Consider the following 23,565-nt stretch of genomic DNA (forward strand, 5'->3'; position numbering starts at 1 on the left):
TCTATGTCACCGGGAACCGCGCTTGTGAAGCGCATCGACCGATGACCGAAAGCCGCTCCGTGACGCTTGCCGTGAACCACAAAGCCGTGGCCTCCGCCGTGAGCACAAGGCATTCCGGCATCCGCCGCTGGCTCTGGTGCGTCGCCGCGCTGGTCTTCCTCATGGTTGTCGTCGGCGGCGCCACCCGTCTCACCGGCTCTGGCCTCTCGATCACCGAATGGAAGCCGATCACCGGCGCTTTGCCGCCGCTCTCGGGCGGGGCCTGGGCCGAGGAATTCGCGAAATACAAGGCGAGCCCGCAATATCAGCTGCTTAACCAGGGCATGCGCATCGGCGAATTCCAGTTCATCTACTGGTGGGAATGGGGCCACCGCCAGCTTGGCCGTTTCATCGGACTGGTCTTCCTCGCCGGGTTTCTCGTGGTGGCACTGCGCCGCCTGTTGCCCGGCCGCCAGATCGCGATCCTCTTTGGCATGGGGCTGCTGCTGGGCCTGCAAGGCGCGATCGGCTGGATCATGGTCGCGTCCGGCCTCCAGCCTGGCATGGTCGCCGTCGCGCCGGTGAAGCTGACGCTTCATCTCACCTTTGCAGGATTATTTTTCGCCTCGGTCATCGCTTTCGCCACCGCGATGACACCGCTGCGTCGGGTCGAGCCGGCGAGGGGCAGGGACATGGCATGGCTGCTTCTGCTTCTGGCCTTCGTGCAGATCGCACTCGGCGGATTGGTCGCCGGCGCGCGCGCCGGCTTCACCTTCAACACCTGGCCGCTATTGGACGGGTCGCTCGTCCCGCCGAGCTCGCTGCTGTTCGCGCAGACGCCGTTCTGGGAGAACTTCATCGACAATCTCGCGCTGGTGCAGTTCAACCACCGCCTCGGCGCCTACATCCTGTTCGCGCTGGCTCTCTGGCACGCACTGCGGATGCGCCGGGCCGCGCCGGCCTCCGGCAGCGCCAAGCGCGCCAATGCTATCGCCGGGCTGGTGCTGGCGCAGTCGGCGCTGGGCATCGCCACGCTGCTGCTCGTCGTGCCGCTCTGGGCCGGCCTCGCCCACCAGGCGCTCGGCTTCACCGTGTTGGCGATGATCGTGGTCAATGTCGCGCGGACCGAGCAGGCGGCGCGGGTGTGAGGTTCGACCCGCTGTCATTCCGGGGCACGCCGCAGGCGTGAACCCGGAACCCACGACCGGGTGAGCCTTACCAAGCGTTGCCCAAAACCGCTGCGGCCCGGTCGTGGGTTCCGGGTCCGCTGCTGCGCAGCGTCCCGGAATGACAGACGGGTATGGCGATCAGGTCAGCGCCTGGTCCAGATCCGAGATCAGATCCTCGGCATCCTCCAGCCCGATCGACAGGCGGATGACCTGCGGGCCGGCGCCCGAGGCCGTCTTCTGCTCGTCGGTGAGTTGGCGATGCGTGGTCGAGGCCGGGTGGATCACCAGCGAGCGCGTATCGCCGATATTGGCGAGATGCGAGAACAGCTTCAGCTCCGTGACGAGCTTGACGCCGGCCTCATAGCCCCCCTTCAGCCCGAAGGTGAAGACGGCGCCGGCGCCCTTCGGCGAGTAGCGCTTGGCGAGCTCGTGATATTTATCGCCGGGCAGGCCGGGATAGCTCACCCATTCCACGGCCGGATGCTGAGCCAGATGCTGCGCCACCTTCAACGCATTCTCGCAATGCCTCTGCATGCGCAGCGGCAGCGTCTCGATTCCGGTCAGCAGCAGGAAGGCGTTGAAGGGCGAGAGCGCGGGCCCAAGATCGCGCAGGCCGAGCACGCGCGTCGCGATGGCGAAGGCGAAATTGCCGAAGGTCTCGCCCAGCACCATGCCGTTATATTCCGGCCGTGGCTTGGAAAGCATCGGATAGCGCTCGTCACCGACCCAGTTGAACGAGCCGCCATCGACGATCAGCCCGCCGATCGAATTGCCGTGGCCACCCAGGAACTTCGTCGCGGAGTGCACGACGATGTCGGCCCCGTGCTCGAAGGGGCGGATGAGGTAGGGCGAAGCCATCGTATTGTCGACGATGAGCGGGATATTGTGTTTCTTCGCGACAGTGCTGATCGCCGCGATGTCGGTCACGACCCCGCCGGGATTGGCGATGGATTCGATGAAGATCGCCTTGGTTTTCGGCGTGACGGCGGCGGCAAAAGCCTCGAGATCGTCGGAATCGGCCCAGATCACGTTCCAGCCGAAGTTCTTGTAGGAGTGGTTGAACTGATTGATCGAGCCGCCATAGAGCTTGCGCGAAGCGACGAAGTCGTCGCCGGGCTGGAGCAGGGCGTGGAAGCTCAGAAACTCGGCCGCATGGCCCGACGCCACGGCAAGCGCCGCCGTGCCACCTTCGAGCGCCGCGACGCGCTCTTCCAGCACCGCATTCGTCGGGTTGCCGATGCGAGTGTAGATGTTGCCAAAGGCCTGCAGGCCAAACAGAGACGCTGCGTGGTCGACATCGTCGAAGACGAAGGAGCTGGTCTGGTAGATCGGGGTTGCGCGCGCGCCCGTCGCCGCATCGGGAGCGGCCCCCGCATGGATCGCGAGCGTGTTGAAGCCGGGCATCCGGTCGGTCATGGCGTGCTCCCTGAAATCTTCTGACGAGACGGTTCGTTCGTTTTAAAGAACGGTATGCAGGGCGTCAATTCGGGGCCGCGGTGCCAGCTCCGGGCCGATATGCTCGGGCCGGAAACCCATCCCAATGAGCCGTGCCGGGATGCGCTGGAGAGCGGGAAACCATCTGAGCAGGGCAAGCACAGCAGGTGGCCTCACCGGCCCGCTGCCGGAAAGGATCGGCGTGATGACGCGGTTCTGGATGCCGACCTGCAGTGCCTGCGTCGCCTTGGTCGGAAACATCCGGCGCGCCTGCACGGCGGCAAGATCGGCCTCCGTGAGCCGCTTGTCCCGCAGCGGTCGCGCCAGCCGGTTCGCCGCGGCGACCGCGTCCTGTATGGCGAGGTTCACACCGACGCCACCGATTGGCGACATCGCATGGGCAGCGTCACCGATGCAGAGCAGGCCCGGCTGCCACCAGCGATCGAGCCGATCGACCGCGACCGACAGCAGCTTGAGATCGTCCCAGCTCGCAAGCTCGTCCACACGGTCGGAGATCACCGGCAATAGCTGGCCGAGCCCCTGCCTGAAGGCATCGAGCCCCGCCGCCTTCAACCCGTCGAGTGTCCCTTTCGGAATGACATAGGCGCATTGCCAGTAATCGCCCCGGTTCAGCATCACGGCGAAGCGCCCGCGCCCGACCTGCCCGAAGGTCTGCGCGACATCGCTCTCACGCCGCGACAGCCGAAACCAGAGAACATCCATCGGCGCGCCGATCTCGCGGACCGCAAAGCCGCCAGCCTGTCTCAGGTCTGAGTGACGCCCATCGGCCGCGACCACGAGATCGGCTCGGATCGTCACAGGTCCTTCCGTCGTCTCGGCCGTGGCGCCGACCACTCGGCCCGTTTCGCGGATCAGGCCCGTCGCCTTCGCCTGCATCAGCAGCCGGAAATGCGGCAGCGCCCGGCCACGATCGGCCAGGAAATCAAGGAAATCCCATTGCGGCATGAAGGCGATATAGGGCGCCGCGACCGGCAGATGGCTGAAATCCGCGATCGGCACGTCCTCTTCGCCGAAGCGGGCGACGATATGGGCCTCCCGCGTATGCGGCAGCTTCACGAAGTCGTCGAGCAGGCCGAGTTCCCGCATCAGCTGCATCGTCGAGGGATGAATGGTGTCCCCGCGAAAGTCGCGCAGGAAGTCGGCATGCTTCTCGATCACGATGACATCGACGCCGGCCCGCGCCAGCAAAAAGCCCAGCATCATTCCAGCCGGGCCGCCGCCGGCGATGCAGCAGGTGGTGGCGAGTTCGTTCATGATCATTCTCCCTCCGCTGCCGTCATTGCGAGCGAAAGCGAAGCAATCCAGGGGTCGTAGAGCGCTGCCGCTCCTGGATTGCTTCGTCGCTACGCTCCTCGCAATGACGGGACGGTCACGTCCCCGGCCCGAAGATCGTCCGCTTCTGGAAACCCTTGCCCAGCATCGGCTTCTTCGACGACAGAATCCGCGAATTGATGCCCTGCCAGCCGATCTCGCCGGAGAGCCGGCCATATTCGATCTTCGGGCAGCGGTTCATGATGACGGTGACGCCCTTCGCCTCGGCCCGCGCAGCAGCCTCGTCGTTGCGCACCGAAAGCTGCATCCAGATCACCTTCGGCAAAGGTTCGAGCGCCAGCGCCTCGTCGGTGATCGGGCCGGCCGCCTCCGAGTTGCGGAAGATCTCGACCATCTCGACCGCGCCGGGAATGTCCTTCAGCGCGGCATAGACGGCCCGGCCGAGAATGCTCTGGCCCGCAAGGCCGGGGTTGACGGGCACGACATCATAGCCCCGGTCGAGCAGGTATTTTGTCACGATCCAGCTCGGCCGCGCTTCGTTGGCGGACGCGCCGACAAGCGCGATCCGTTTCACGGACGTCATGACCTCGCGGATGAGGCTGTCGGGGTAGGAATCGTGGATCATGAGGATGGCTTTACGAGGGGAGGCACAAGGCAATAGGGCGTCTGAATCGCTCCGTCATCCCGGACGAAGCCCTCGGGTCCGATCTTTGATCGGCCCACGGATAAACTCCGCGAAGATCCGGGATCCATGCCTGAACCTTTTTCGGGGAATGGATCCCGGGTCTCCCTTCGGTCGCCCGGGATGACCGCCCCAGAACATCAATTTTCCCAGACCGGTGCCCGCTTCTCCATGAACGCGCCGATGCCTTCCTCGGCGTCCCTCGCCAGCATGTTGTCCACCATCACGGCCGAGGCGTGGTCATAGGCCATCATCAGCCCCATCTCGCGCTGCTCATAGAACGCCCGCTTGCCGACCTTGACGGTCGCGGGCGACTTCGAGGCGATCACCCCGGCCAACCGCTGCGCCTCCGCGAGCGCCCCGCCGGCCGGCACGACGCGGTTGACGAGGCCGATCCGAGCCGCTTCCTCGGCCGGCACCATTTCGCCCAGCAGCAGCATCTCCATGGCGTGTTTCGCCGAGAGGTTGCGCGAGAGCGCGACCATCGGCGTCGAGCAGAACAGGCCGATATGGACGCCGGGTGTGCAGAATTTCGCCTCCTCGCCGGCTACCGCCAAATCGCAGCTCGCAACGAGCTGGCATCCGGCCGCCGTGGCGGTTCCCTCGACGGCGGCGATGACGGGCTGGGGCAGGGCGGTGATCTGCTGCATCACCGCAGAGCAGAGCCCGAGTATCGCGGTGAAATAGGCCCGGCCATGATCCTCGTCGGCGCGATGAGCCGACATCTCCTTGAGGTCATGGCCGGCGCTGAAAACCGGACCGGCAGCCGCCAGCACCACGACCTTGACCGATTTGTCCTCCGCGATCGCCGAGAATGTCTCGCTCAGCGCCATCAGCGTGGCTTCGCTCAGCGGATTGCGCGTCTGCGCCCGGTTGAGCGTCAAGGTGGCGATCCCGTCCGCGTCGGCACGAAGCAGCACGGCCTCGGATGTCTGATGGGCGTTCATGGGCCTCCCTTTCCGCATTTTGACTTATTGTCGGGGCGCGGTCGCCATGCTGCAAGGGGAGAAGCTCCGCACCAGCCTCCGGTTCCCGCATGACCACCGCCAGACCGCCGCTTATGACTGCCTCCGAGATCGAGGCTTATCTCGACGAGGTCTTCCCGCAGCTGCTCTATGGCGGGCGGACCTATTTCGTGGAGGAGGTCGGTCCGATGACCGCCCGGATGCGGTGCGACTATCACGAGCGCCACCTGCGCCCCGGCGGCACGATCTCCGGCCCGACGATGATGGCCCTGGCCGATCTCGCACTCTACGTCGCGATTCTCGCGCAGATCGGCCCGGTCGGTCTCGCCGTGACGACGAGCCTCAACTACAACTTCCTGCGCAAACCCGGCCAGGCGGCTCTGGTGGGCGAAGCAAGGTTGCTGAAGCTCGGCAAGCGCCTGGCGGTCGGCGAGGTCAGCCTCTATTCGCAGGGCAAGCCCGATCTGGTCTGCCACGCGACGGGGACCTATTCGATCCCCGCCCGCTGAGTTTTCATTTCGCCGGAATCGGATCGAGCCCGGTCTTGCGGATGGTCGCCGCCGCATCGGTTCCGCCGAGGCAGGCGATCAGCGCCTTTGCGGCCGTCGGCTCCTTGGCGTTGGCCGCAAGGCCTGCCGAGAAGATCGTCACCCGTTGCACCTCCTCCGGCAAGGTGCCGACGAAATCGAGCCCTGGGACCGGCACGAGTTCGCTGACTTGCTGGAAGCCGAGTTCGGCCTCGCCGCGCGCAACGATCGTGCCGACGCGCTCGCTGAAGATCTTCTTGGACTTCGCCATCACCTGCCCGCTCGGGTCGAGCTTCGGGAACAGCTCTTCCGAGAGGTAGGTGCCGCTGGCGCTGGCCGAATAGGCGATGGACTTCGCCTCCATCAGCGTCTTCTTCAGCGCCTCAACCGTCGAGATGTCGGGCTTCGGCGCGCCGGCCTTGACTGAGAGGCCGATCGCCGAGCGGGCGAGGTCGGTCCGGGTGCCGCCCATGCCCTTGCCGTCCTTCACCAGCGTATCGAACGCGTCGCCCGCTAGAATGACGACATCGGCAGGCTCGCCGCGAGCTAGCCGGTTGGGAATTGCGTCCGGCGCCGCGCCCATCGAGGCGCCATAGGCGCTGACGACCTTCTGGCCGATCTTGGCTTCGCAGGCCGGGACAAGCTCCTTGTAGGCGGCTGTGAAGCCGCCCGAACTGATGACGTTCACATCGGCCCGGGCCGGCGCGCTGGCGATAAAGGCCAGCATGAGGGCGGCGGTGGCGGTGTGTTTCGAATGCATGATGTCGTTCCTCCTGCCCGCGATCGTGATACAGCGCCGCCCACCAGCGCAAGTCCGCATTACGGTACTATAATACCATTTTTGTTAGGATGCTGAAAACGCTGTATTTTTTGCGCGGAGTGCTCATCGAAAGCGCTTGACACCGGCTGCCGCAGCCCCTATCCCCACGGCACACCGCCGCCGGGTCCCGGCGGCGTGTCCTTTTTGCAGACTTCAAACCGAAGGGTGTCGCGATGAAGACCATCTCGCTCAAGCCCGCCGATGTCGAAAAGAAGTGGGTTGTGATCGACGCCTCTGGGCTCGTCGTCGGCCGTCTCGCCTCCGTTGTGGCGATGCGTCTTCGCGGCAAGCACAAGGCGGCCTACACCCCCCATGTCGACTGTGGCGATAACGTCATCATCATCAATGCCGAGAAGATCTCCCTGACCGGGCGCAAGCGCGATCAGAAGGTGTATTACCACCACACCGGTTTCCCGGGTGGCATCAAGGAGCGTTCGGCCAAGTTCATTCTCGAAGGTCGCTTCCCCGAGCGTATCGTCGAGAAGGCCGTCGAGCGCATGCTGCCGCGCGGCCCGCTCTTCCGCCAGATCCTCGGCAATCTGCGCGTCTACAAGGGCACCGAGCACCCGCACGCCGCCCAGTCGCCGGAGGCGCTCGACGTCGCCGCGCTCAACAGCAAGAACAAGAGGGTCTGACCATGGCCGAGGTTCTTCAGTCTCTCTCCCAGCTCGGCGAAGTCGCCAAGCCCGATCAGCCGGCAGCTCCGGTCCACGTCAAGAAGGTCGATGCGCAGGGCCGCGCCTATGCCACCGGCAAGCGCAAGAACGCCATCGCCCGCGTCTGGATCAAGCCCGGCTCCGGCAAGGTCACGGTCAACGGCCGCGACCAGGAGATCTACTTCGCTCGGCCGGTGCTGCGCCTCGTGCTCAAGCAGCCGCTCCAGCTCGTCGACCGCGTCACGCAGTATGACGTCGTCGTTTCGGTCAAGGGCGGCGGTCTTTCCGGCCAGGCCGGCGCCGTGCGTCATGGCATCTCCAAGGCGCTGACCTTCTATGAGCCCGAGCTTCGCGGCCCGCTCAAGAAGGAAGGCTTCCTGACCCGTGACTCGCGCGTCGTCGAGCGTAAGAAGTTCGGCCGCGCCAAGGCTCGCCGCAGCTTCCAGTTCTCGAAGCGCTGATCGTTTTCGATCATTCGGATATGCAAAAGGGCGGCTCGCAAGAGCCGCCCTTTTGCATTGGCTTTCTGCTTCTTCAGACCTCATCCTGAGGAGACCGCGAAGCGATCGTCTCGAAGGATGGTCCAGACGGCTGGGTGCCTCCTGAAGCATCCTTCGAGACGCGCGCCTTTGGCCCGCTCCTTAGGGTGAGGGCTGGAGACTGACCAAGATTGCGAGGAAGCCCGCCATGTCCCGTCCCGTTCTTCTGGTTACCGGCGGCAGCCGTGGCATCGGCGCGGCCATCTGTGTGATGGCGGCGAAACGCGGTTACGACGTGGCCGTGAACTACCAGAGCAACGCCGGAGCCGCGGCCGGGATCGTGAAAGCCTGTGAGGATGCCGGCGCGAAAGCCGTCGCGCTTCAGGGCGACATGTCGCTCCAGCCCGATATCTCAAGCGTCTTCGCTCAGGCTGGCGCCGCACTGGGCCCGCTGACGCAGGTGGTGGTCAATGCCGGCATTACAGGCCCGTCGAGCCGGCTGGCGGAGGCCGATCCTGAGATGATCCGCCACTGCATCGACGTCAACGTCACGGGCGCCATTCTGACCGGGCGCGAGGCGGCGCGGGCGCTGCTGGCCAACGCGGCGGCGCCTAACCGGTCGATCGTCATGATTTCCTCGATCGCCGCAGGCCTCGGCGCGCCTGACGAGTTCGTCTGGTATGCCGCCTCGAAGGGCGCGGTCGATTCCTTCACCATCGGGTTGGGCCGCGAGCTCGCACCCTCCGGCATTCGGGTCAATGCGGTTGCGCCAGGCATGACGGACACGGACATCCATGCCCTCTCGTCCGGCGAACCGGGGCGGTTGGCACGTATCGCACCCTCGATCCCGCTGCGCCGGGGCGCGCAGCCGGACGAGATCGCCGAGATGGTGCTTTTCGCCATGTCCGAGGCGGCCTCCTATGTTGTTGGCTCGATCCTGCGGGTCGGCGGCGGGCGCTAGGGCAGGCTATTCCATCATGCGCATCCTGCTCACACTGATCGCCTTCGGCATGATCGCAATGCCGGCTCTGATGATGCTGGCTCGCAGCGAACTGCCGCGCGGCCGGCGCATCGCGCGGGCGCTGGTGATCTTTCTGGCTCCGGCGCTCGTCCTCGGCTTCGTCCAGAGCGTGCCGGAACTGGACGGGCGCGCGCTCAGCCATGCCAATTTCTGGGCGGTCCTGCGGATCGCGCTGACCGTGTCGTCGCTGATCCTGCCATGGTGCCTCTATGTCTGGCTGGCGGGAGGCCGCTGGGGCCGACGCCGCGATTGACAGCACGAGCCCATGCGAACATACACTTGAGCATGAAGCCGATGATCATCCGACGTCGCCCGTTTCAGGCCGCCTTGGTGCGCCCGCGATGACGCTCGGCTAAAGTCCGAACGCCCGCGACCGCGCCCCGAGCGCGGTTTTTTTATGCCCTTAGCCAACTTCGGCCGCTGCCGAACCGCCCGCCCAGGGGATGACCATGACCCAGAATCTGAAATCCATCTTCATCGACGGCGAAGCCGGCACCACCGGTCTTGGCATCCGCGATCGCCTGGCCGCGCTGCCGGAAATCGCGCTGAAGAGCATCGACCCCGACAAGCGCAAGGACCCCGTCGCCCGCAAGGCGATGATGTCTTCCGTCGATCTCGTCGTGCTCTGCCTGCCGGACGATGCCGCCAAGGAATCGGTCGCGCTGGCCGACGAACTCGGTGCCGACGCGCCCAAGATCGTCGATGCCGCGACGGCTCATCGGATCGCGCCGGGCTGGGTCTATGGCTTCGCCGAACTCGCGCCCGGACATGCCGATGCGATCGCCGGCGCCGATCGCGTCGCCAATCCCGGCTGCTACCCCACCGGAGCGATCGCGCTGCTGCGGCCGCTCGTCGATGCCGGGCTGATCCCGCAGGATCATCCGGTCACCGTCAATGCGGTCTCCGGCTATTCCGGCGGCGGCAAGGCGATGATCGCCGATTACGAGAGCGGCGTGGCTCCGGCCTTCGATCTTTACGGGCTGGGTCTGCGCCACAAGCATCTGCCGGAGTTGCAAGCCTATGCGCGGCTGACGCGCCGGCCGATCTTCGTGCCGTCCGTCGGCAATTTCCGGCAGGGCATGCTCGTCTGCGTGCCGCTGCACCTTGACATGCTGCCCGGCAAGCCGGGCGTCGCCGATCTGCACCACGCGCTGGCGGAGCACTATGCGGGCTCGACCTATGTCAGCGTGCTGCCGCCGGAGGCCCACGGCAAGATCGAGCCGGAGGCGCTGAACGATACCAACAAGCTGGAGCTGCGGGTCTTCGGTCAGGACGATCTCGCGCAGGCCGTTCTCGTCGCCCGCCTGGATAATCTCGGCAAGGGTGCCTCCGGGGCCGCCGTGCAGAACATCCGCCTGATGCTAGGCCTGCCGGAGGCCTGACGTGGCACCTCGACCAGACAAAAAAGGGCCGCGCGAGCGGCCCTTTTCGTTTGGTCTGCCTGAAGCTCAGCCCTGCCAGGGCAGGAATTTCTGCTTCTGCGTGCCAAGGCCCTCGATGCCGAGCGTGACGGTCTCGCCGCCCTTGAGGAAGCGCGGTGGCTTGAAGCCGAGGCCGACGCCCGGGGGCGTGCCGGTGGTGATGACGTCGCCCGGGTCCAGCCGCATGAACTGGCTGATGTAATGGACGAGGTGCTTCACGCCGAAGATCATCGTCTTGGTCGAGCCGTTCTGGACGCGCTCGCCGTCGATCTCCAGCCACATGGCGAGGTTCTGAATGTCGGCGACCTCGTCGGTCGTCACCAGCCAGGGGCCGAGCGGACCGAAAGTCGGACATCCCTTGCCCTTGGCCCATTGGCCGCCGCGCTCGGCCTGGAACTCCCGCTCCGAGACGTCATTGCAGACGCAGAAACCGGCAATCGCATCCATCGCCTTGTCTTCGGAGATGTAGGAGCCACCATCGCCGATGACGATCGCGAGTTCAACTTCCCAGTCGGTTTTTTTGGATGCCTTGGGGATCTGCACGTCGTCATTGGGGCCGACGATGCAGTTCGGTGCCTTGTTGAAGAGGATCGGTTCCTTCGGGATCTCGGCGCCGGTCTCGGCGGCGTGGTCGGCGAAGTTCAGGCCGACCGCGATGAAATTATGCACGTCGCCGACGCAGGCGCCGATGCGAGGTGAACCGGAGACCAGCGGCAGCGATTCCGGAGACTGCGCCTTGATCCGGGCCAATGAAGCCGAATTCAGCGCCTTGCCGGCCAGATCGGGAATGACGCCGGAGAGGTCGCGGAGCGCGCCGGTGGCGTCGAGCAGGCCCGGCTTCTCTTGGCCGGGTGCGCCGTAACGAAGCAGTTTCAAGGTGTTTCCCCCGTCTTTCAAACGATGCAGTAGGCCATGATCCTGCCCGGATGGTGGCCGCGAAAGCAATATCTCCCGACGCATGACGATCCCGCCCGATCCGGCCGGCCGGGTTGTTGCGGGAAAGCAACGCGCGCCGGCAAAGCGATGGCAGAGGGCGTTTTCGTCGGCATGCAGGAACCCGGCCCGCGTCTCGAAATCCGAGATAGTTCGTATCTAAACAGTCTGTTTGGAAACAATCTTTCCGGCGATGCCGTCATTTCAAGCATTTTCGGGCCTGTTTTGCGATGGTGCGCTGCAAAAGAAGGCGATTGGACGGCAAAACAGGACCGGCGGGAAGGGATTGCGGCAAAAATCCGCTCGGTTCATGGTCCGAATCGAGCAGGGCATCGGCCCTCAACGAAACAGAAATTGGGATGGACTCGATGAAGGGCCTCATTCGCACCGCAGCCGCTGCCTCGGTTTCGCTCGCTGCGCTTCTCGCGGCCGGGACGGCTTCGGCCAGCTCCTTTGCGATCCGCAGCGGCCAGAGCGCCGAAGGCCTCGGGATGGCCTATGCGGGCGCTGCCTCCGGCGGCATCGGCATGGGTTCGATGGCCTGGAACCCGGCGACCATCACCATGTTCCCGGGCCGCAACAGCCAGTGGAACTTCACCTATCTCAACGCCAACGCGTCCTATGATCCCAACGGCCCGACCCGCCTCGCAGTGCCCGGCGGGCCGCTGAGCCCGATCCAGAACGGGACCGGTAATCTGGGCGGCGACGGCGCCTTCATCCCGGCCTCCTATTCGGCCTGGCAGCTGACCGACCGGCTCTGGATCGGCATGACGACGGGCGCGCCCTACGGTCTGCGCTCCAAGCCGGATAATCAGGTCAATGCGGCTCAGGTCTATGGCCGCTCGGCCAAGGTCGCGACGATCAACGTCTCGCCGACGATCGGCTATCAGGTCAACGACTGGCTCTCGATCGGTGCCGCGCTTCAGGTCCAGTACTTCAACGCTTCGCTCAAGCAGGCGTCCGGCATCGGACCGGCTGCTGCGCCCGTGATCCTCGAAGGCGACACTGTCGATTTTGGCTATCGCTTCGGCTTCACCCTGACGCCGATGCAGGGCACGTCGATCGGCCTGGCCTATCGCTCCGAGGTCCGTCAGACGCTGGAAGGCACCTTCCGCACGCCGCTGGCCGTCATTCCGGTCAAGGCCAATCTCAATCTGCCGGATTCAGTGGTCTTCGGCGTCTCGCAGGTCATCAACGACCAGTGGCAGGTTCACGCCGGCGTCGAATGGACCAACTGGAGCCGCTTCCGGAACATCCCGATCGTCGCCAAGGGCCTTGGCGTCCCGGTCACCAGCCTGAACTTCCAGTATGACGATGCCTGGTATTTCTCGCTGGGCGCCGAGTACAAGTACAACAGCGACCTGACGCTTCGCGCCGGTGTCGGCTACGAGCTGTCGGCCGTCAACGATCGCAACCGCCAGATCTTCATCGCCGACAACGACCGCCTCTGGCTGTCGGCCGGCCTGAGCTACCAGCTCACCAACAAGCTCAAGCTCGACGTCGGCTACACCTTCATCGACGTGAAAAAGGCCCGTGTGAACTATCTCGGCGCCAACCCGCAGCAGAACGTCGTGCTCTACTCCGCCGACGCCAAGCCCTACATCAACGTCGTCTCGGCCGGCCTGACCTATCGCTGGGACGATCCGGTCCAGACGGTTCCGGTCCATCCGGTGGTGCGCAAATACTGAGCCGAAATATCTCGGTCTCCTTGAAAAGCCGGTCTCAGGACCGGCTTTTTTCGTTTTCGCCGCGTATTGCGCCAGATCGGCCGACAATGGCGACAGCGCACCGCTTCACAATCGGGACGATGATGTCGATGATGCCGGCCTGATCGACGGCTCGCGGGTGCGCGCGGCGGCGACGGCGAGGCGGGCGACGGTTCCGCAAGACAGCTCGACAGGGAAGACCAGAATGGCCCACAGCCTGAACCGCTCCGATACTCCGCCCGATCTGGCTCACGGCGCCAATCATCCGGGGTTCGGCACCGATGCGATCCGCAGCGCCCGCGAGGACCTGGCCGCCTGCTTCCGCATGGCGGCGCGCTATGGCTTCGAGGAGGGCATTTGCAACCACTTCTCTGCCGTGGTGCCGGGCCACGACGATCTGTTCCTGGTCAACCCTTACGGCCTGGCGTTCCGCGAGATCAGAGCCTCGCAGCTGCTCGTCTGCGACTTCCATGGCAACGTCGTGGATGGCGTGGGACAACCGGAGGCGACCGCCTTTTACATCCACGCCGAGGTGCACAAGCGCGTGCCGCGCGCCAAGGTCGCCTTCCATACGCACATGCCCTATGCGACCGCGCTCTGCATGACGGAAGGCGACCCGCTGGTCTGGGCCGGGCAGACGTCGCTGAAATTCTATGGTCGCACCGTGGTCGACGAGCACTACAACGGCCTGGCGCTCGACCATTCGGAGGGGGCGCGCATTGCCGGCAGTGTCGGTGACGCCGACATCGTCTTCATGCGCAACCACGGTGTGATGGTGCTGGCGCCGAACGTCGCCGAAGCCTGGGACGATCTCTATTATCTGGAGCGGGCGGCACAGGTGCAGGTGCTGGCGATGTCGACCGGGCGCAAGATCATCCCGGTCGCGGCCGAGATCGCAGACGCCGCTTATCGCCAGATGCGCGAGGGCGACCCCGAATCAGCCCAGCTCCACCTGGATTCGATCCGCCGCCAACTCGACGCCGAGGAGCCGGACTATCGGCACTGAGGCCGGCTTTTGAGAAGGGCTCTTTAGCGACCGGTCGTCCCGGGCTTGACCCAGGACTCATTCGGGAGCGCTTCCAATCAAGGTTCCGAAATGGATCCCGGATATGCGCTTCGCTGCGTCCGGATCATCCATTGCAGAAGCGCGGATGATTACACCCGAACCTTCACATAGGTCCCTGGCGCATCGGCCAGCGGCTCCAGCTTGCCGCCGCCCGGCTCACGCGCCTTGACCTTGCGGGGCGCCTGTTTTTCCAGCCAGCCGAACCAATGCGGCCACCAGCTGCCCGGATGCTCGGTCGCGCTCGCCATCCAGCCTTCGAGCGAGCCCTGGGCAGGCCCGTTGGTCCAGTGTTGGTACTTCTGTTTGGCAGGCGGGTTGACGACGCCGGCGATGTGGCCGGAGCCGGCAACGACATGCTCGACCGGCCCGCCGAAGCTTTGCGAGCCGATAAAGACCGAAGCGGCAGGCGCGATATGGTCTTCGCGCGTGGCGAGATTGTAGATCGGGATCGTCACCTTGCCGAGATCGAGCCGTTTGCCGCCGATTTCCATCTCGCCCTTGGCGAGCTTGTTATCGAGGTAGCAGTTGCGGAGATAAAAGGAGTGGTTCGCGGCCGGCATCCGTGTCGAATCCGAGTTCCAGTAGAGCAGGTCGAAGGGGGCGGGGGCTTTGCCCTTCAGGTAATTGTTCACGGCATAGGACCAGATCAGATCGTTCGGCCGCAGCATGTTGAAGGCCCCGGCCATGCGGGAGCCGTCCAGAAAGCCGGTGCGGGCCATCTGTTCCTCGATGGCGCGGATCTGGTCTTCGTCCACGAAGACCGAAAGCTCGCCGGCTTGCGAGAAATCGACCTGCGTCGTGAAGAATGTCGCGCTCCCGATCCGCTTGTCGCCGGTGGCGGCCATGTAGGCGAGGGTCACCCCGAGCAGCGTGCCGCCGACGCAATATCCGATGGTCGAAACCTTCTTCTCGCCTGTCGCCTGTTCGATCGCGCCCAGAGCCGCAAAGATGCCCTCGCGCATATAGCTCTCGAAGTCCTTGGCGGCGTGGCGGGCATCGGGGTTGACCCAGGAGATGCAGAACACCGTCAGCCCCTGCTCGACGCACCAGCGGATGAAGCTTTTCTCCGGGTTGAGGTCGAGGATGTAGAATTTGTTGATCCAGGGCGGCACGATCAGGAGCGGGCGCTTGAGCACCTGCGGAGTCGTGGGCGCGTATTGGATGAGCTCCATGACGTCGTTGCGGAAGATCACCTTGCCCGGCGTGGTCGCGATGTTCACGCCGACCTCGAAGCGGCTCGGGTCCGACTGGCGAATCTTGAGTTCGCCGCCGCCAGCCTCGACATCCTCGGCGAACATCTTGATGCCGCGCACGAGATTTTCCCCGTTTTGCTGCAAGGTCTCCCGCATCAGCTCCGGATTGGTGGCAATGAAGTTTGTAGGGGAGAGCGCCCCCGCGATCTGCTTGATGTAGAAGCGCGCCTTGTTGCGGGTGTGCTCGTCCAGCCCGTCGGCCTGATCGACCATCATCTCGGCCCATCGCGAGCCGATGAGATAGGCTTGCTTGATGAAGTCGAACATCGGCTGGCCCGACCAGTCCGGGTCCTTGAAGCGCCCGTCGCGCTTGTCGGGCTCGACGACCGGGTCGGCGGCATCGCCATTCGCGCGCTTGAAGGCCGCGCCCCACAGATTCATGAAGTCGCCGGTGAGCGCGGCCTGCGCCTGGATGATCTTCGCGGGGTCGTTGACCCAGCGTTCTGCGACGCGGCCAAGCGTCTTGACCATATCGCTAGCCTCTTCGCCTTGGCTGGGCTTGGCCTCCCCGCGTTCGATCGGTTTGATATAGGCGGCCGTGACCTTGCCATACTCCTCGACGAGCCGCCCCATGTTTTGCGCGAACTGATCGAAGTCAGGTGTCGGCGCAGAGGGGCCGCCTGGGTCCGTCGTCGGACCATTCGTTGAGTCCCGCCCCATGATCCGTCCTCCCCTTTTAGCCTTGAGGTAGCGCATGGCTTCCCAATTTGGTTGTATTAAGGACGCTGTCTCTGTGCTTTACCAACGAAATTCGACAATGAGCTGGATGTCCCGAATGCCGACCTGTTTGTCCGCGAAGATGCTGCCGGCCCTGGTGCTGGGATCGGCACTCGCCTTGGCGGGCTGCGCCTCCGACGAAGGCGTGGTGAAAGGGACGGCCGAGGCCGTCGGCATGGCGACGACACCGCAGGAGGCCAAGGCCTTCGTCCGCGAGACCCGCCCGGCCCAGACCGACTATATCGCCGTCGGGCAGGACGTCCGTACCACGCAACTCTGCCCTGGCCCGACCACGCCGCCTCCTTATGTGGCGAGCGGCCAGGCCGCCCGTTTCAGGGCTCCCACGCCGATTCGCGATCCGAAAGACCCCTGCAAGCCGCGGGCAAATTTCGAGAACATCCAGAAGCAGCTCGAGGGCAAGCAGAAGGCTAACGAGGCGGCGGGCAACAACGCCAAGGCCCTGGGGACGACGGCGGCACCCAAACCGGCGCAGATCCCGACGAATTGAGCCCCCGGTAGCCTTCGGCCGGACCGAGCCGTAATTACGAGCTCGCAGGATGATCTGACCTTCGGATCGAACGGCGCGGCGGCAACTCGCAAAAATCTTGCGCCTTTTCCTCTGTTCTGGCGAAAGATGCGATGCTAAGCACCCTTGACGCAAGGAAGTGATCGGGGCGCCGAAGGGCGACTTGATACGCGGCACCGGGACCTGTTCGAGATGACCGATTTTCACCGCATCAAGCGGCTGCCGCCTTATGTTTTCGAGCAGGTCAACAAGATCAAGGCCGCCGAGCGGGCCAAGGGCGTCGACATCGTCGACCTGGGCATGGGCAATCCCGATCTGCCGGCGCCGAAGCATGTGATCGAGAAGCTGGTCGAAACCGCCGGGAAGCCGCGTACCGACCGCTATTCGGCCTCCAAGGGCATCGGCGGCCTGCGCCGCGCCCAGGCCAACTATTACGAGCGTCGCTTCGGCGTGAAGCTCAACCCTGAAACCCAGGTCGTCGCCACCCTCGGCTCGAAGGAGGGCTTCGCCAACATGGCGCAGGCGATCACCGGGCCGGGTGACGTCGTGCTGGTCCCGAACCCGAGTTACCCGATCCACGCCTTTGGGTTTTTGATGGCGGGCGGTGTGATCCGCTCCGTTCCGGCCGAGCCGACGCCGGCAATGTTTCCGGCGCTGGAAAGGGCGATGATCCATTCGGTTCCGAAGCCGATCGCGCTGGTCACGTGCTACCCGGCCAACCCGACAGCCTATGTCGCGTCGCTTGATTTCTATCGAGATCTCGTCGCCTTCGCGAAGAAGCATGAGCTGATCCTGCTGTCGGATCTGGCCTATGCCGAGGTCTATTTCGACGACCGCAGTCCGCCGCCTTCGATACTGCAGGTGCCGGGCGCGATCGATGTCGCGGTCGAGTTCACCTCGATGTCGAAGACGTTCTCGATGGCTGGTTGGCGCATGGGCTTCGCGGTCGGCAACGAGCGCCTGCTGGCGGCACTGGCGCGTGTGAAATCCTATCTCGATTACGGCGCCTACACCCCGATCCAGGTGGCGGCGGCGGCGGCCCTCAACGGCCCCGACGATTGCATCCGCGATATGCGCGATATCTATCGCAAGCGCCGCGACGCGCTGGTCGAGAGCTTCGGCAAGGCAGGGTGGGAGTTTCCGGCGCCAGAAGCGTCGATGTTCGCCTGGGTCCCGATTCCCGAGAAATTCCGCCATCTCGGCTCGCTGGAGTTCTCCAAGCTGCTGATCGAGAAGGCAGAGGTCGCGGTGGCGCCCGGCATCGGCTTCGGCGAGCATGGCGACGATTTCGTCCGCATCGCCATTGTCGAGAACGAGCAGCGCATCCGTCAGGCAGCCCGTAATATCGGCCGCTTCCTAAAGGGCGCCGACGCGACGCTCCACAATGTCATCCAGATGCCGAAGGCGGGGTAGGGCGGCGCTCAAGCGGCGATGACCGGCTCCGTCATTGCGAGCGCAGCGAAGCAATCCAGCAGGACTGGGTTGAACCGTCGCAATCGGCCCCCTGGATTGCTTCGTCGCTGACGCCCCTCGCAATGACGGACAATGGCTCTGGACCGCGCCCTGAAAACATGGGAACCGGAACGCAGCGGAACCTCGATTCCGCGTCGCCTCCGGGACCTGCTGTCATGCAACGTAAAGGCCGCCTGCTCGGCATCGCCTTCGCCGCCTTCGCGGTGATCTGTCTCGTGGCGACCTACGACTATTCGAAGGGCCGCATCCCGCAGACGGATTCGAAGCTGGTTCAGGATGTACTGGTCGAGGGCAATGCCCGTGAATGCGCCCGCGACGTCACCGAGGCGGTGACGCGCAACATCCCGCTCGGCACCGACCGCGCCGAGGCGGAACGCATCCTGGCCGGCGCGACGATCGCCCCGCCCTCGGCGTGGTTCTGGAAGCCGGAAATCGAGAACAGCGCGGTGTCGGAAGGCGCGACGCTGGAGGCCGTGCACACCGTCAAGACGACCGCCTTCGTCAGCAACCTTCTGCGCGTCTATCTCGGCTTCGAGGACGGCAAGGTGAAGCGCGTCGCCGCCGAGATTATCTGCCACTTCGGCTGAGGCGCGGGCCGCTCCGGACCGCAGATCCGCGCCGCTTCATCGTTGACTCGTGCACCGCCCCGTGCGACCCCGCGCCGATGACCAGCGCGCTCGCCTCCAACGCCTCGCAGCCCCTGCGCATCGGCCTTGCCGGGCTGGGAACGGTCGGCGTGTCGGTGCTGAAGATCCTGCGGCGACAGGAAAACGCGCTTGCCTCTCGCTGCGGCCGGGCCATTCGCGTCGTCGGCGTCTCGGCGCGTGACCGGAGCCGCGATCGCGGCATCGATCTCGGCGGGCTGGCCTGGTTCGATGATCCCGTGGCGCTCGCGCAGTCCGATGACATCGATTGCCTCGTCGAATTGATGGGTGGTTCGGAAGGACCGGCCAAAGCGGCCGTCGAGGCTGCCTTGGCAGCAGGAAAGTCCGTCGTGACGGCCAACAAGGCTCTGCTCGCGGCCCACGGTATCGCACTGGCTGAACTGGCGGAGGCCAACGGCGCGGCGCTGGCCTTCGAGGCCTCCTCGGCCGGTGGCATTCCTGTGGTGAAGACGCTGCGCGAGGCGCTCGCCGGCAACAATATCACCCGCCTGTCGGGCATCCTGAACGGAACCTGCAACTACATCCTCTCGCGCATGGAGCTCGAAGGCCTGACCTTCGCGGACTGTCTGAAGGACGCCCAGCGGCTCGGCTATGCCGAAGCCGACCCGACCTTCGATGTCGAGGGCTTCGACACCGCCCACAAGCTCGCCATCCTGACCAGCCTCGCATTCGGCACGAAGATCGACGCCGAAGCGATTCACGTCGAAGGCATTTCGGCGATCACGCCGCTCGACCTGAAGATGGCCGACGATCTCGGTTATCGCATCAAGCTGCTGGGTGTCGCCGAGCGCACCAAGACCGGCATCGAGCAGCGGGTGCACCCGACAATGGTGCCGAAAGCTTCGCCCATCGCGCAGGTCATGGGCGTGCTCAACGCCGTCTCGATCGATGCCGATGCGGTGCGCGAGATCACGCTCGTCGGCCCGGGAGCCGGCGGCGATCCCACGGCCTCGGCCGTCGTCGCCGACATTGCCGATGTCGCGCGCGGCACGGCGGGCCTGCCCTTCGGCCTGCCTGTGGCACGCCTCGAGGAGCCGACCCGCGCGCCGATGCAGCGCCATGAGGGTGGCTATTACATCCGCTTGGCGGTAGCCGATCGTCCGGGCGGGATGGCGGCCATCGCCACGCGCATGGCGGAGGCCGATATCTCGCTGGAGAGCATCGTCCAGCGCCGCTCGCCCGAGGCCGCGAGCCGCGATCCGGGCGGCCGCTCGGGCGCGCCCGTGCCGGTCGTGCTCATCACCTACGCCACCAGCGAAACCGTGATCCGCGCGGCGCTGGAGAAAGTCTCGGCCGACGGCCACGTCGTCGAACCGCCGCAAGTCATTCGCATCGAGCGGGAGTAGGCGGTAAGCAAGAGGCAATCGGTTCTATCGACTGCCTCTCGCCGAGTGCCGACTTCCTTCAACAGGAGCCTTTTATGTCCGCCGATCTCCGTATTTCCCCCGATCAGATCATCGAGCGCTACCTTTCGATGGAGCTGGTGCGCGTCACCGAGCGCGCCGCCGTCGCCGCCGCCCGCCTGCGCGGCCACGGCAATGAGAAGGCCGCCGACCAGGCCGCCGTCGATGCGATGCGCCGCGAATTGAACCGCCTGCCGATCGACGGCGAGATCGTCATCGGCGAAGGCGAGCGCGATGAGGCTCCGATGCTCTTTATCGGCGAGAAGGTCGGCAACAAGCAGGGCCCGAAGGTCCACATCGCGGTCGATCCGCTCGAAGGTACGACGCTCTGCGCCAAGGATATGCCCGATTCCATCGCCGTGATGGCGATGGCCGAAGCTGGAAAGCTCCTGAACGCGCCTGACGTCTACATGAACAAGATCGCGATCGGCCCGGGCTATGCCCGCGGTGTCGTCGATCTCGACGCCTCGGCGACGGACAACATCTACGCGCTGGCCAAGGCCAAGGGCGTCAAGCCGAGCGAGATCTCCACGCTGATCATGGACCGCCCGCGCCATGCCAAGCTGATCGAGGAGGTCCGCAAGACCGGCTGCTCGATCCGCCTGATCACCGATGGCGATGTCGCCGGCGTGATCTACTGCACGGAGCCGCACAAGACCGGCATCGACCTTTACCTCGGCATCGGCGGCGCGCCGGAAGGCGTGCTCGCGGCGGCGGCATTGCGCTGCGTCGGCGGCCAGATGCAGGGCCGCCTGATCCTCGACACCGAGGAGAAACGCGCACGCGCCCTCACCATGGGCATCACCGATCCCAACAAGAAGTACAGCATGGAAGAGATGGCCTCTGGCGACACCATCGTCTGCGCCACCGGCGTCACCGATGGCGGCATGCTCAAGGGCGTCAGGTTCGGCAAGGACGTGATCGAAACCGAAACGATCGTCTATCGCTCGATCACCGGCACGGTTCGCCGCATCCAGGGCGAACATCGCGACTTCGGCAAGTTCAAGCTCGACTGAGCCGGGCGCTAGGCGTTCCGCATGCGGCCGGGCCTTGGCTCGGCCGTTTTGCGTTGGAGGCTCGAGCCGGAAAGCTATTGGCGGTTGACCTCGCGCCCCGCTTGCGCGACGCCGGGACATCATGAGTCTGCCGACATCCCGCGCCTTTCTCGGCGTGACCCGCTCCGCGCTCGGCCGCCCCTGGCGGGACAGGCTGGACATGCCCGGCCTCGGCCGCGCCGAGGCACTGAGCCAGCAGGAAGGGCTGTCCGACATCGTCGCGCGCCTGCTCGCCGCGCGCGACGTCGAGCCCAGCGAAGCACTGCGCTTTCTCGAGCCGAGGCTGCGCGACCTGCTGCCCGATCCCTCGGTGCTGACCGACATGGCGCCGGCCGCTGTACGCCTGGCGCGCGCCGCGGTGACCGGGGAGCGCGTCGCGATCTTCGGCGACTACGATGTCGACGGCGCCTGCTCGTCGGCCCTGCTCTCGGGCTTCCTGCAAGAGGCGGGAGCGCGCCCTCGCATCCATATTCCCGATCGCCTGATCGAGGGCTACGGGCCCAACAGCGAGGCGATCAGGATGCTGGCGGGCGAGGGCGCCACCCTGCTCGTCACGGTCGACTGTGGCACCACCAGCGACGAGCCCTTCGCCGAGGCGCGCCGGCTCGGCCTCGATATCGTGGTGCTCGATCACCATCAGGCACCGGAGCGGCTGCCCGCCGTCGAGGCCCTGGTCAATCCGAACCGGCAGGACGATCTCTCCGGTCTCGGCCATCTCTGCGCGGCGGGCGTCGTCTTCCTCGCGCTGGTGGCGACGAGCCGCGAGCTGCGCCGTCAGGGCGTCTGGGCCTCGCGAGGCGGCGAGCCCGATCTGCTGGCACTGCTCGATCTCGTCGCGCTGGCGACAGTGGCGGATGTCGTGCCGCTGCAAGGCTTGAACCGGGCCTTCGTCCGGCAGGGCATCGCGATGATGCGCGCTCGCAAGCGGCTGGGCCTGACCGCGCTGATGGACGTCGCCGGGCTCGATGGCCCTGTTCAACCCTGGCACCTCGGCTTTTTGCTGGGGCCGCGGATCAATGCCGGAGGCCGCATCGGCGACGCCGCGCTGGGCGCCCGGCTGTTGCTGACGACGGACGAGGTCGAGGCCAAAACGATCGCGGCCGAACTCAACCGGCTGAATCAGGAGCGGCAGGACATCGAGCGCCTGGCCGTGATCGAGGCGGTCTCGCAGGCCGAACATGAATTGGCCGGTGTCAGCGAGGCGCTGCCGGTCCTGCTCGCGGCCAGCGCCGATTGGCACCCCGGCATCGTCGGACTGGTCGCGGCGCGTCTCAAGGAACGGTTCCGCCGGCCGGCCTTCGCGCTTGCCCTCAACGCGGGCGGCGGCGCGACCGGCTCCGGCCGCTCGATCGCCGGCGTCGATCTCGGCCGCGCGGTGAGGGCGGCGGTCGAGGCCGGGCTCGCCGTCAAGGGCGGGGGCCACGCGATGGCGGCGGGGGTCACCCTCGGGCCAGATCAGGCGAGCGCCTTTCACGCTTTCCTCAACCAGCAGCTGGCCCGCGATGTCGCGGGTGCGAGCGAGGCCGAGGCGCTTCTGGTGGACGCGGCCTTGAGCGCGGGCGGAGCTTCGCCCAGGCTGCTCGCCGAGGTCGACAAGGCCGGGCCGTTCGGCGCCGGCAGTCCCGAGCCCGTCTTCGTGTTCCCCTCGCATCGTTTGATCGAGGTGATACCCATCGGCACCGGCGGCCATATCCGGATCAAGCTGCGCAGCGGCGATGGCGGCTCGATCGGCGGTGTCGCCTTTCGCGCCGCGCAGGAGCCGCTGGGGCAGGCACTGCTGGCCGCGCGCGGGGAGAGCGTCCATCTCGCCGCGACGCTGACGCTCAATCGCTGGGGCGGCAATGAGACGGCGGAGCTGCGTATCCTCGACCTGGCGCGCCCGGTCTGAGCAAAGCGCGGGAGCATTGCCTTAGCCATCACAATTTCTCTCGCCGGGTGCTTGCGGAGTGGCATTCGCCCCACTATACCTCGCCCCGCTTCGACGACGCGGCCTTGGCCCGCGACGACACGCGGTCTTCGTCTATCGGTTAGGACACCAGCCTTTCACGCTGGGGAGACGGGTTCGACTCCCGTAGACCGCGCCATCGCTCCTTGGAGCCATTTCCACTGCTTTCGCATCGAGCGCTTTCGGCGCAGCGGGCCGATGTCCGACGTTTCCAAGATTCCGCGAACGTGGCATCGGACCGAAGCGGCTGCCACTCCGCCCGCCCGACGCCGAAGCAATCGCGCGACCTGTACCCGCGCAATCGCATGACCCTGCTTCCGGCATCTGGCGGGCCGGTGGTGCGGAAATACAATGCTGTTAACGTTCGGTTAAATGGG

General features: G+C 65.6%; 23 protein-coding genes and 1 tRNA gene. 17 read left to right on the forward strand and 7 right to left on the reverse strand.

Translation table 11 applies throughout. The annotated features are described in order from the left end of the window. The first annotated feature begins 41 nt into the window (after positions 1-41). The gene (locus AC1DR6_RS10795; protein ID WP_476829221.1) at positions 42-1,127 is read left to right on the forward strand and encodes a COX15/CtaA family protein; all 1,086 of its coding nucleotides are present in this window, start codon (positions 42-44) and stop codon (positions 1,125-1,127) included. Positions 1,128-1,286: 159 nt separating this feature from the next. Here AC1DR6_RS10795 and AC1DR6_RS10800 read toward each other — a convergent pair whose 3' ends face one another. The 4 genes from AC1DR6_RS10800 to AC1DR6_RS10815 form a co-directional block, all read right to left on the reverse strand. Continuing rightward, the gene (locus tag AC1DR6_RS10800; protein WP_476829222.1) at positions 1,287-2,564 is read right to left on the reverse strand and encodes an O-acetylhomoserine aminocarboxypropyltransferase; all 1,278 of its coding nucleotides are present in this window, start codon (positions 2,562-2,564) and stop codon (positions 1,287-1,289) included. 42 nt (positions 2,565-2,606) lie between these two features. Further along, positions 2,607-3,857, reverse strand: a complete 1,251-nt coding sequence (locus tag AC1DR6_RS10805) for an FAD-dependent oxidoreductase (protein ID WP_476829223.1) — start codon at positions 3,855-3,857, stop codon at positions 2,607-2,609. A gap of 115 nt (positions 3,858-3,972) precedes the next feature. Further along, positions 3,973-4,500 carry a CoA-binding protein gene (locus AC1DR6_RS10810; protein ID WP_476829224.1) on the reverse strand — a complete coding sequence of 176 codons (528 nt, stop codon included), beginning with the start codon at positions 4,498-4,500 and terminating at the stop codon, positions 3,973-3,975. A 197-nt stretch (positions 4,501-4,697) separates the two neighbouring features. Continuing rightward, on the reverse strand, positions 4,698-5,504 hold the full coding sequence (locus AC1DR6_RS10815; protein ID WP_476829225.1) for an enoyl-CoA hydratase: 807 nt from the start codon (positions 5,502-5,504) through the stop codon (positions 4,698-4,700). Between the two features lie 89 nt (positions 5,505-5,593). Here AC1DR6_RS10815 and AC1DR6_RS10820 point away from each other — a divergent pair, with 89 nt between their 5' ends. Further along, the gene (locus tag AC1DR6_RS10820; protein ID WP_476829226.1) at positions 5,594-6,031 is read left to right on the forward strand and encodes a PaaI family thioesterase; all 438 of its coding nucleotides are present in this window, start codon (positions 5,594-5,596) and stop codon (positions 6,029-6,031) included. Between the two features lie 4 nt (positions 6,032-6,035). On the opposite strand, the gene AC1DR6_RS10825 is transcribed toward AC1DR6_RS10820, so the two are convergent. Then, positions 6,036-6,809 carry a substrate-binding domain-containing protein gene (locus tag AC1DR6_RS10825; RefSeq protein WP_476829227.1) on the reverse strand — a complete coding sequence of 258 codons (774 nt, stop codon included), beginning with the start codon at positions 6,807-6,809 and terminating at the stop codon, positions 6,036-6,038. Positions 6,810-7,042: 233 nt separating this feature from the next. Here AC1DR6_RS10825 and rplM point away from each other — a divergent pair, with 233 nt between their 5' ends. The 5 genes from rplM (at position 7,043) to argC (ending at position 10,407) form a co-directional block, all read left to right on the forward strand. Next, on the forward strand, positions 7,043-7,504 hold the full coding sequence (gene rplM / locus AC1DR6_RS10830) for a 50S ribosomal protein L13 (RefSeq protein ID WP_476829228.1): 462 nt from the start codon (positions 7,043-7,045) through the stop codon (positions 7,502-7,504). A 2-nt stretch (positions 7,505-7,506) separates the two neighbouring features. Then, entirely contained in the window at positions 7,507-7,986 is a 480-nt protein-coding gene (rpsI, locus tag AC1DR6_RS10835) for a 30S ribosomal protein S9 (protein ID WP_476829229.1), read from the forward strand. 226 nt (positions 7,987-8,212) lie between these two features. Next, complete coding sequence (locus AC1DR6_RS10840; RefSeq protein ID WP_476829230.1) at positions 8,213-8,965, forward strand: SDR family oxidoreductase; 753 nt, start codon at positions 8,213-8,215, stop codon at positions 8,963-8,965. Positions 8,966-8,981: 16 nt separating this feature from the next. Next, positions 8,982-9,278, forward strand: coding sequence for a hypothetical protein (locus AC1DR6_RS10845; protein WP_476829231.1), 297 nt, complete (start codon positions 8,982-8,984; stop codon positions 9,276-9,278). Positions 9,279-9,474: 196 nt separating this feature from the next. Next, complete coding sequence (gene argC, locus AC1DR6_RS10850) at positions 9,475-10,407, forward strand: N-acetyl-gamma-glutamyl-phosphate reductase (protein ID WP_476829232.1); 933 nt, start codon at positions 9,475-9,477, stop codon at positions 10,405-10,407. Between the two features lie 66 nt (positions 10,408-10,473). Here the strand turns inward: argC and AC1DR6_RS10855 are convergent, their stop codons facing one another. Then, positions 10,474-11,322, reverse strand: a complete 849-nt coding sequence (locus AC1DR6_RS10855) for a fumarylacetoacetate hydrolase family protein (protein ID WP_476829233.1) — start codon at positions 11,320-11,322, stop codon at positions 10,474-10,476. A 36-nt stretch (positions 11,323-11,358) separates the two neighbouring features. On the opposite strand from AC1DR6_RS10855, the gene AC1DR6_RS10860 reads away from it, so the two are divergent. From AC1DR6_RS10860 to AC1DR6_RS10870, 3 genes are all read left to right on the forward strand, one after another. Further along, entirely contained in the window at positions 11,359-11,751 is a 393-nt protein-coding gene (locus AC1DR6_RS10860) for a hypothetical protein (RefSeq protein ID WP_476829234.1), read from the forward strand. Next, a complete protein-coding gene (locus AC1DR6_RS10865; RefSeq protein WP_476829235.1) occupies positions 11,748-13,067 on the forward strand; it encodes an OmpP1/FadL family transporter in 1,320 nt (439 codons plus the stop codon). The genes AC1DR6_RS10860 and AC1DR6_RS10865 overlap by 4 nt, the downstream gene beginning before the upstream one ends. A 223-nt stretch (positions 13,068-13,290) precedes the next feature. Then, positions 13,291-14,091 carry an aldolase gene (locus AC1DR6_RS10870; protein WP_476829236.1) on the forward strand — a complete coding sequence of 267 codons (801 nt, stop codon included), beginning with the start codon at positions 13,291-13,293 and terminating at the stop codon, positions 14,089-14,091. Positions 14,092-14,240: 149 nt separating this feature from the next. Here AC1DR6_RS10870 and phaC read toward each other — a convergent pair whose 3' ends face one another. Then, positions 14,241-15,977 (reverse strand): class I poly(R)-hydroxyalkanoic acid synthase, encoded by a 1,737-nt coding sequence (gene phaC / locus AC1DR6_RS10875; RefSeq protein WP_476829237.1) that lies wholly within the window; start codon positions 15,975-15,977, stop codon positions 14,241-14,243. 202 nt (positions 15,978-16,179) lie between these two features. Between phaC and AC1DR6_RS10880 the strand changes: the two genes are divergently transcribed. The 7 genes from AC1DR6_RS10880 (at position 16,180) to AC1DR6_RS10910 (ending at position 23,327) form a co-directional block, all read left to right on the forward strand. Then, positions 16,180-16,629 (forward strand): hypothetical protein, encoded by a 450-nt coding sequence (locus AC1DR6_RS10880; protein ID WP_476829238.1) that lies wholly within the window; start codon positions 16,180-16,182, stop codon positions 16,627-16,629. 210 nt (positions 16,630-16,839) lie between these two features. Further along, positions 16,840-18,060, forward strand: coding sequence for an LL-diaminopimelate aminotransferase (locus AC1DR6_RS10885; protein WP_476829239.1), 1,221 nt, complete (start codon positions 16,840-16,842; stop codon positions 18,058-18,060). A gap of 215 nt (positions 18,061-18,275) precedes the next feature. Then, positions 18,276-18,707 (forward strand): hypothetical protein, encoded by a 432-nt coding sequence (locus AC1DR6_RS10890; RefSeq protein ID WP_476829240.1) that lies wholly within the window; start codon positions 18,276-18,278, stop codon positions 18,705-18,707. A gap of 77 nt (positions 18,708-18,784) precedes the next feature. After that, positions 18,785-20,131, forward strand: coding sequence for a homoserine dehydrogenase (locus AC1DR6_RS10895; protein ID WP_476829241.1), 1,347 nt, complete (start codon positions 18,785-18,787; stop codon positions 20,129-20,131). Positions 20,132-20,205: 74 nt separating this feature from the next. After that, a complete protein-coding gene (gene glpX, locus AC1DR6_RS10900) occupies positions 20,206-21,204 on the forward strand; it encodes a class II fructose-bisphosphatase (protein ID WP_476829242.1) in 999 nt (332 codons plus the stop codon). 121 nt (positions 21,205-21,325) lie between these two features. Further along, entirely contained in the window at positions 21,326-23,131 is a 1,806-nt protein-coding gene (recJ, locus tag AC1DR6_RS10905; RefSeq protein WP_476829243.1) for a single-stranded-DNA-specific exonuclease RecJ, read from the forward strand. Positions 23,132-23,252: 121 nt separating this feature from the next. Beyond that, positions 23,253-23,327: transfer RNA gene (locus tag AC1DR6_RS10910), tRNA-Glu, on the forward strand. The last annotated feature ends 238 nt before the right edge of the window (positions 23,328-23,565 follow it).

The organism is Allobosea sp. P5_A5 (assembly GCF_056400625.1).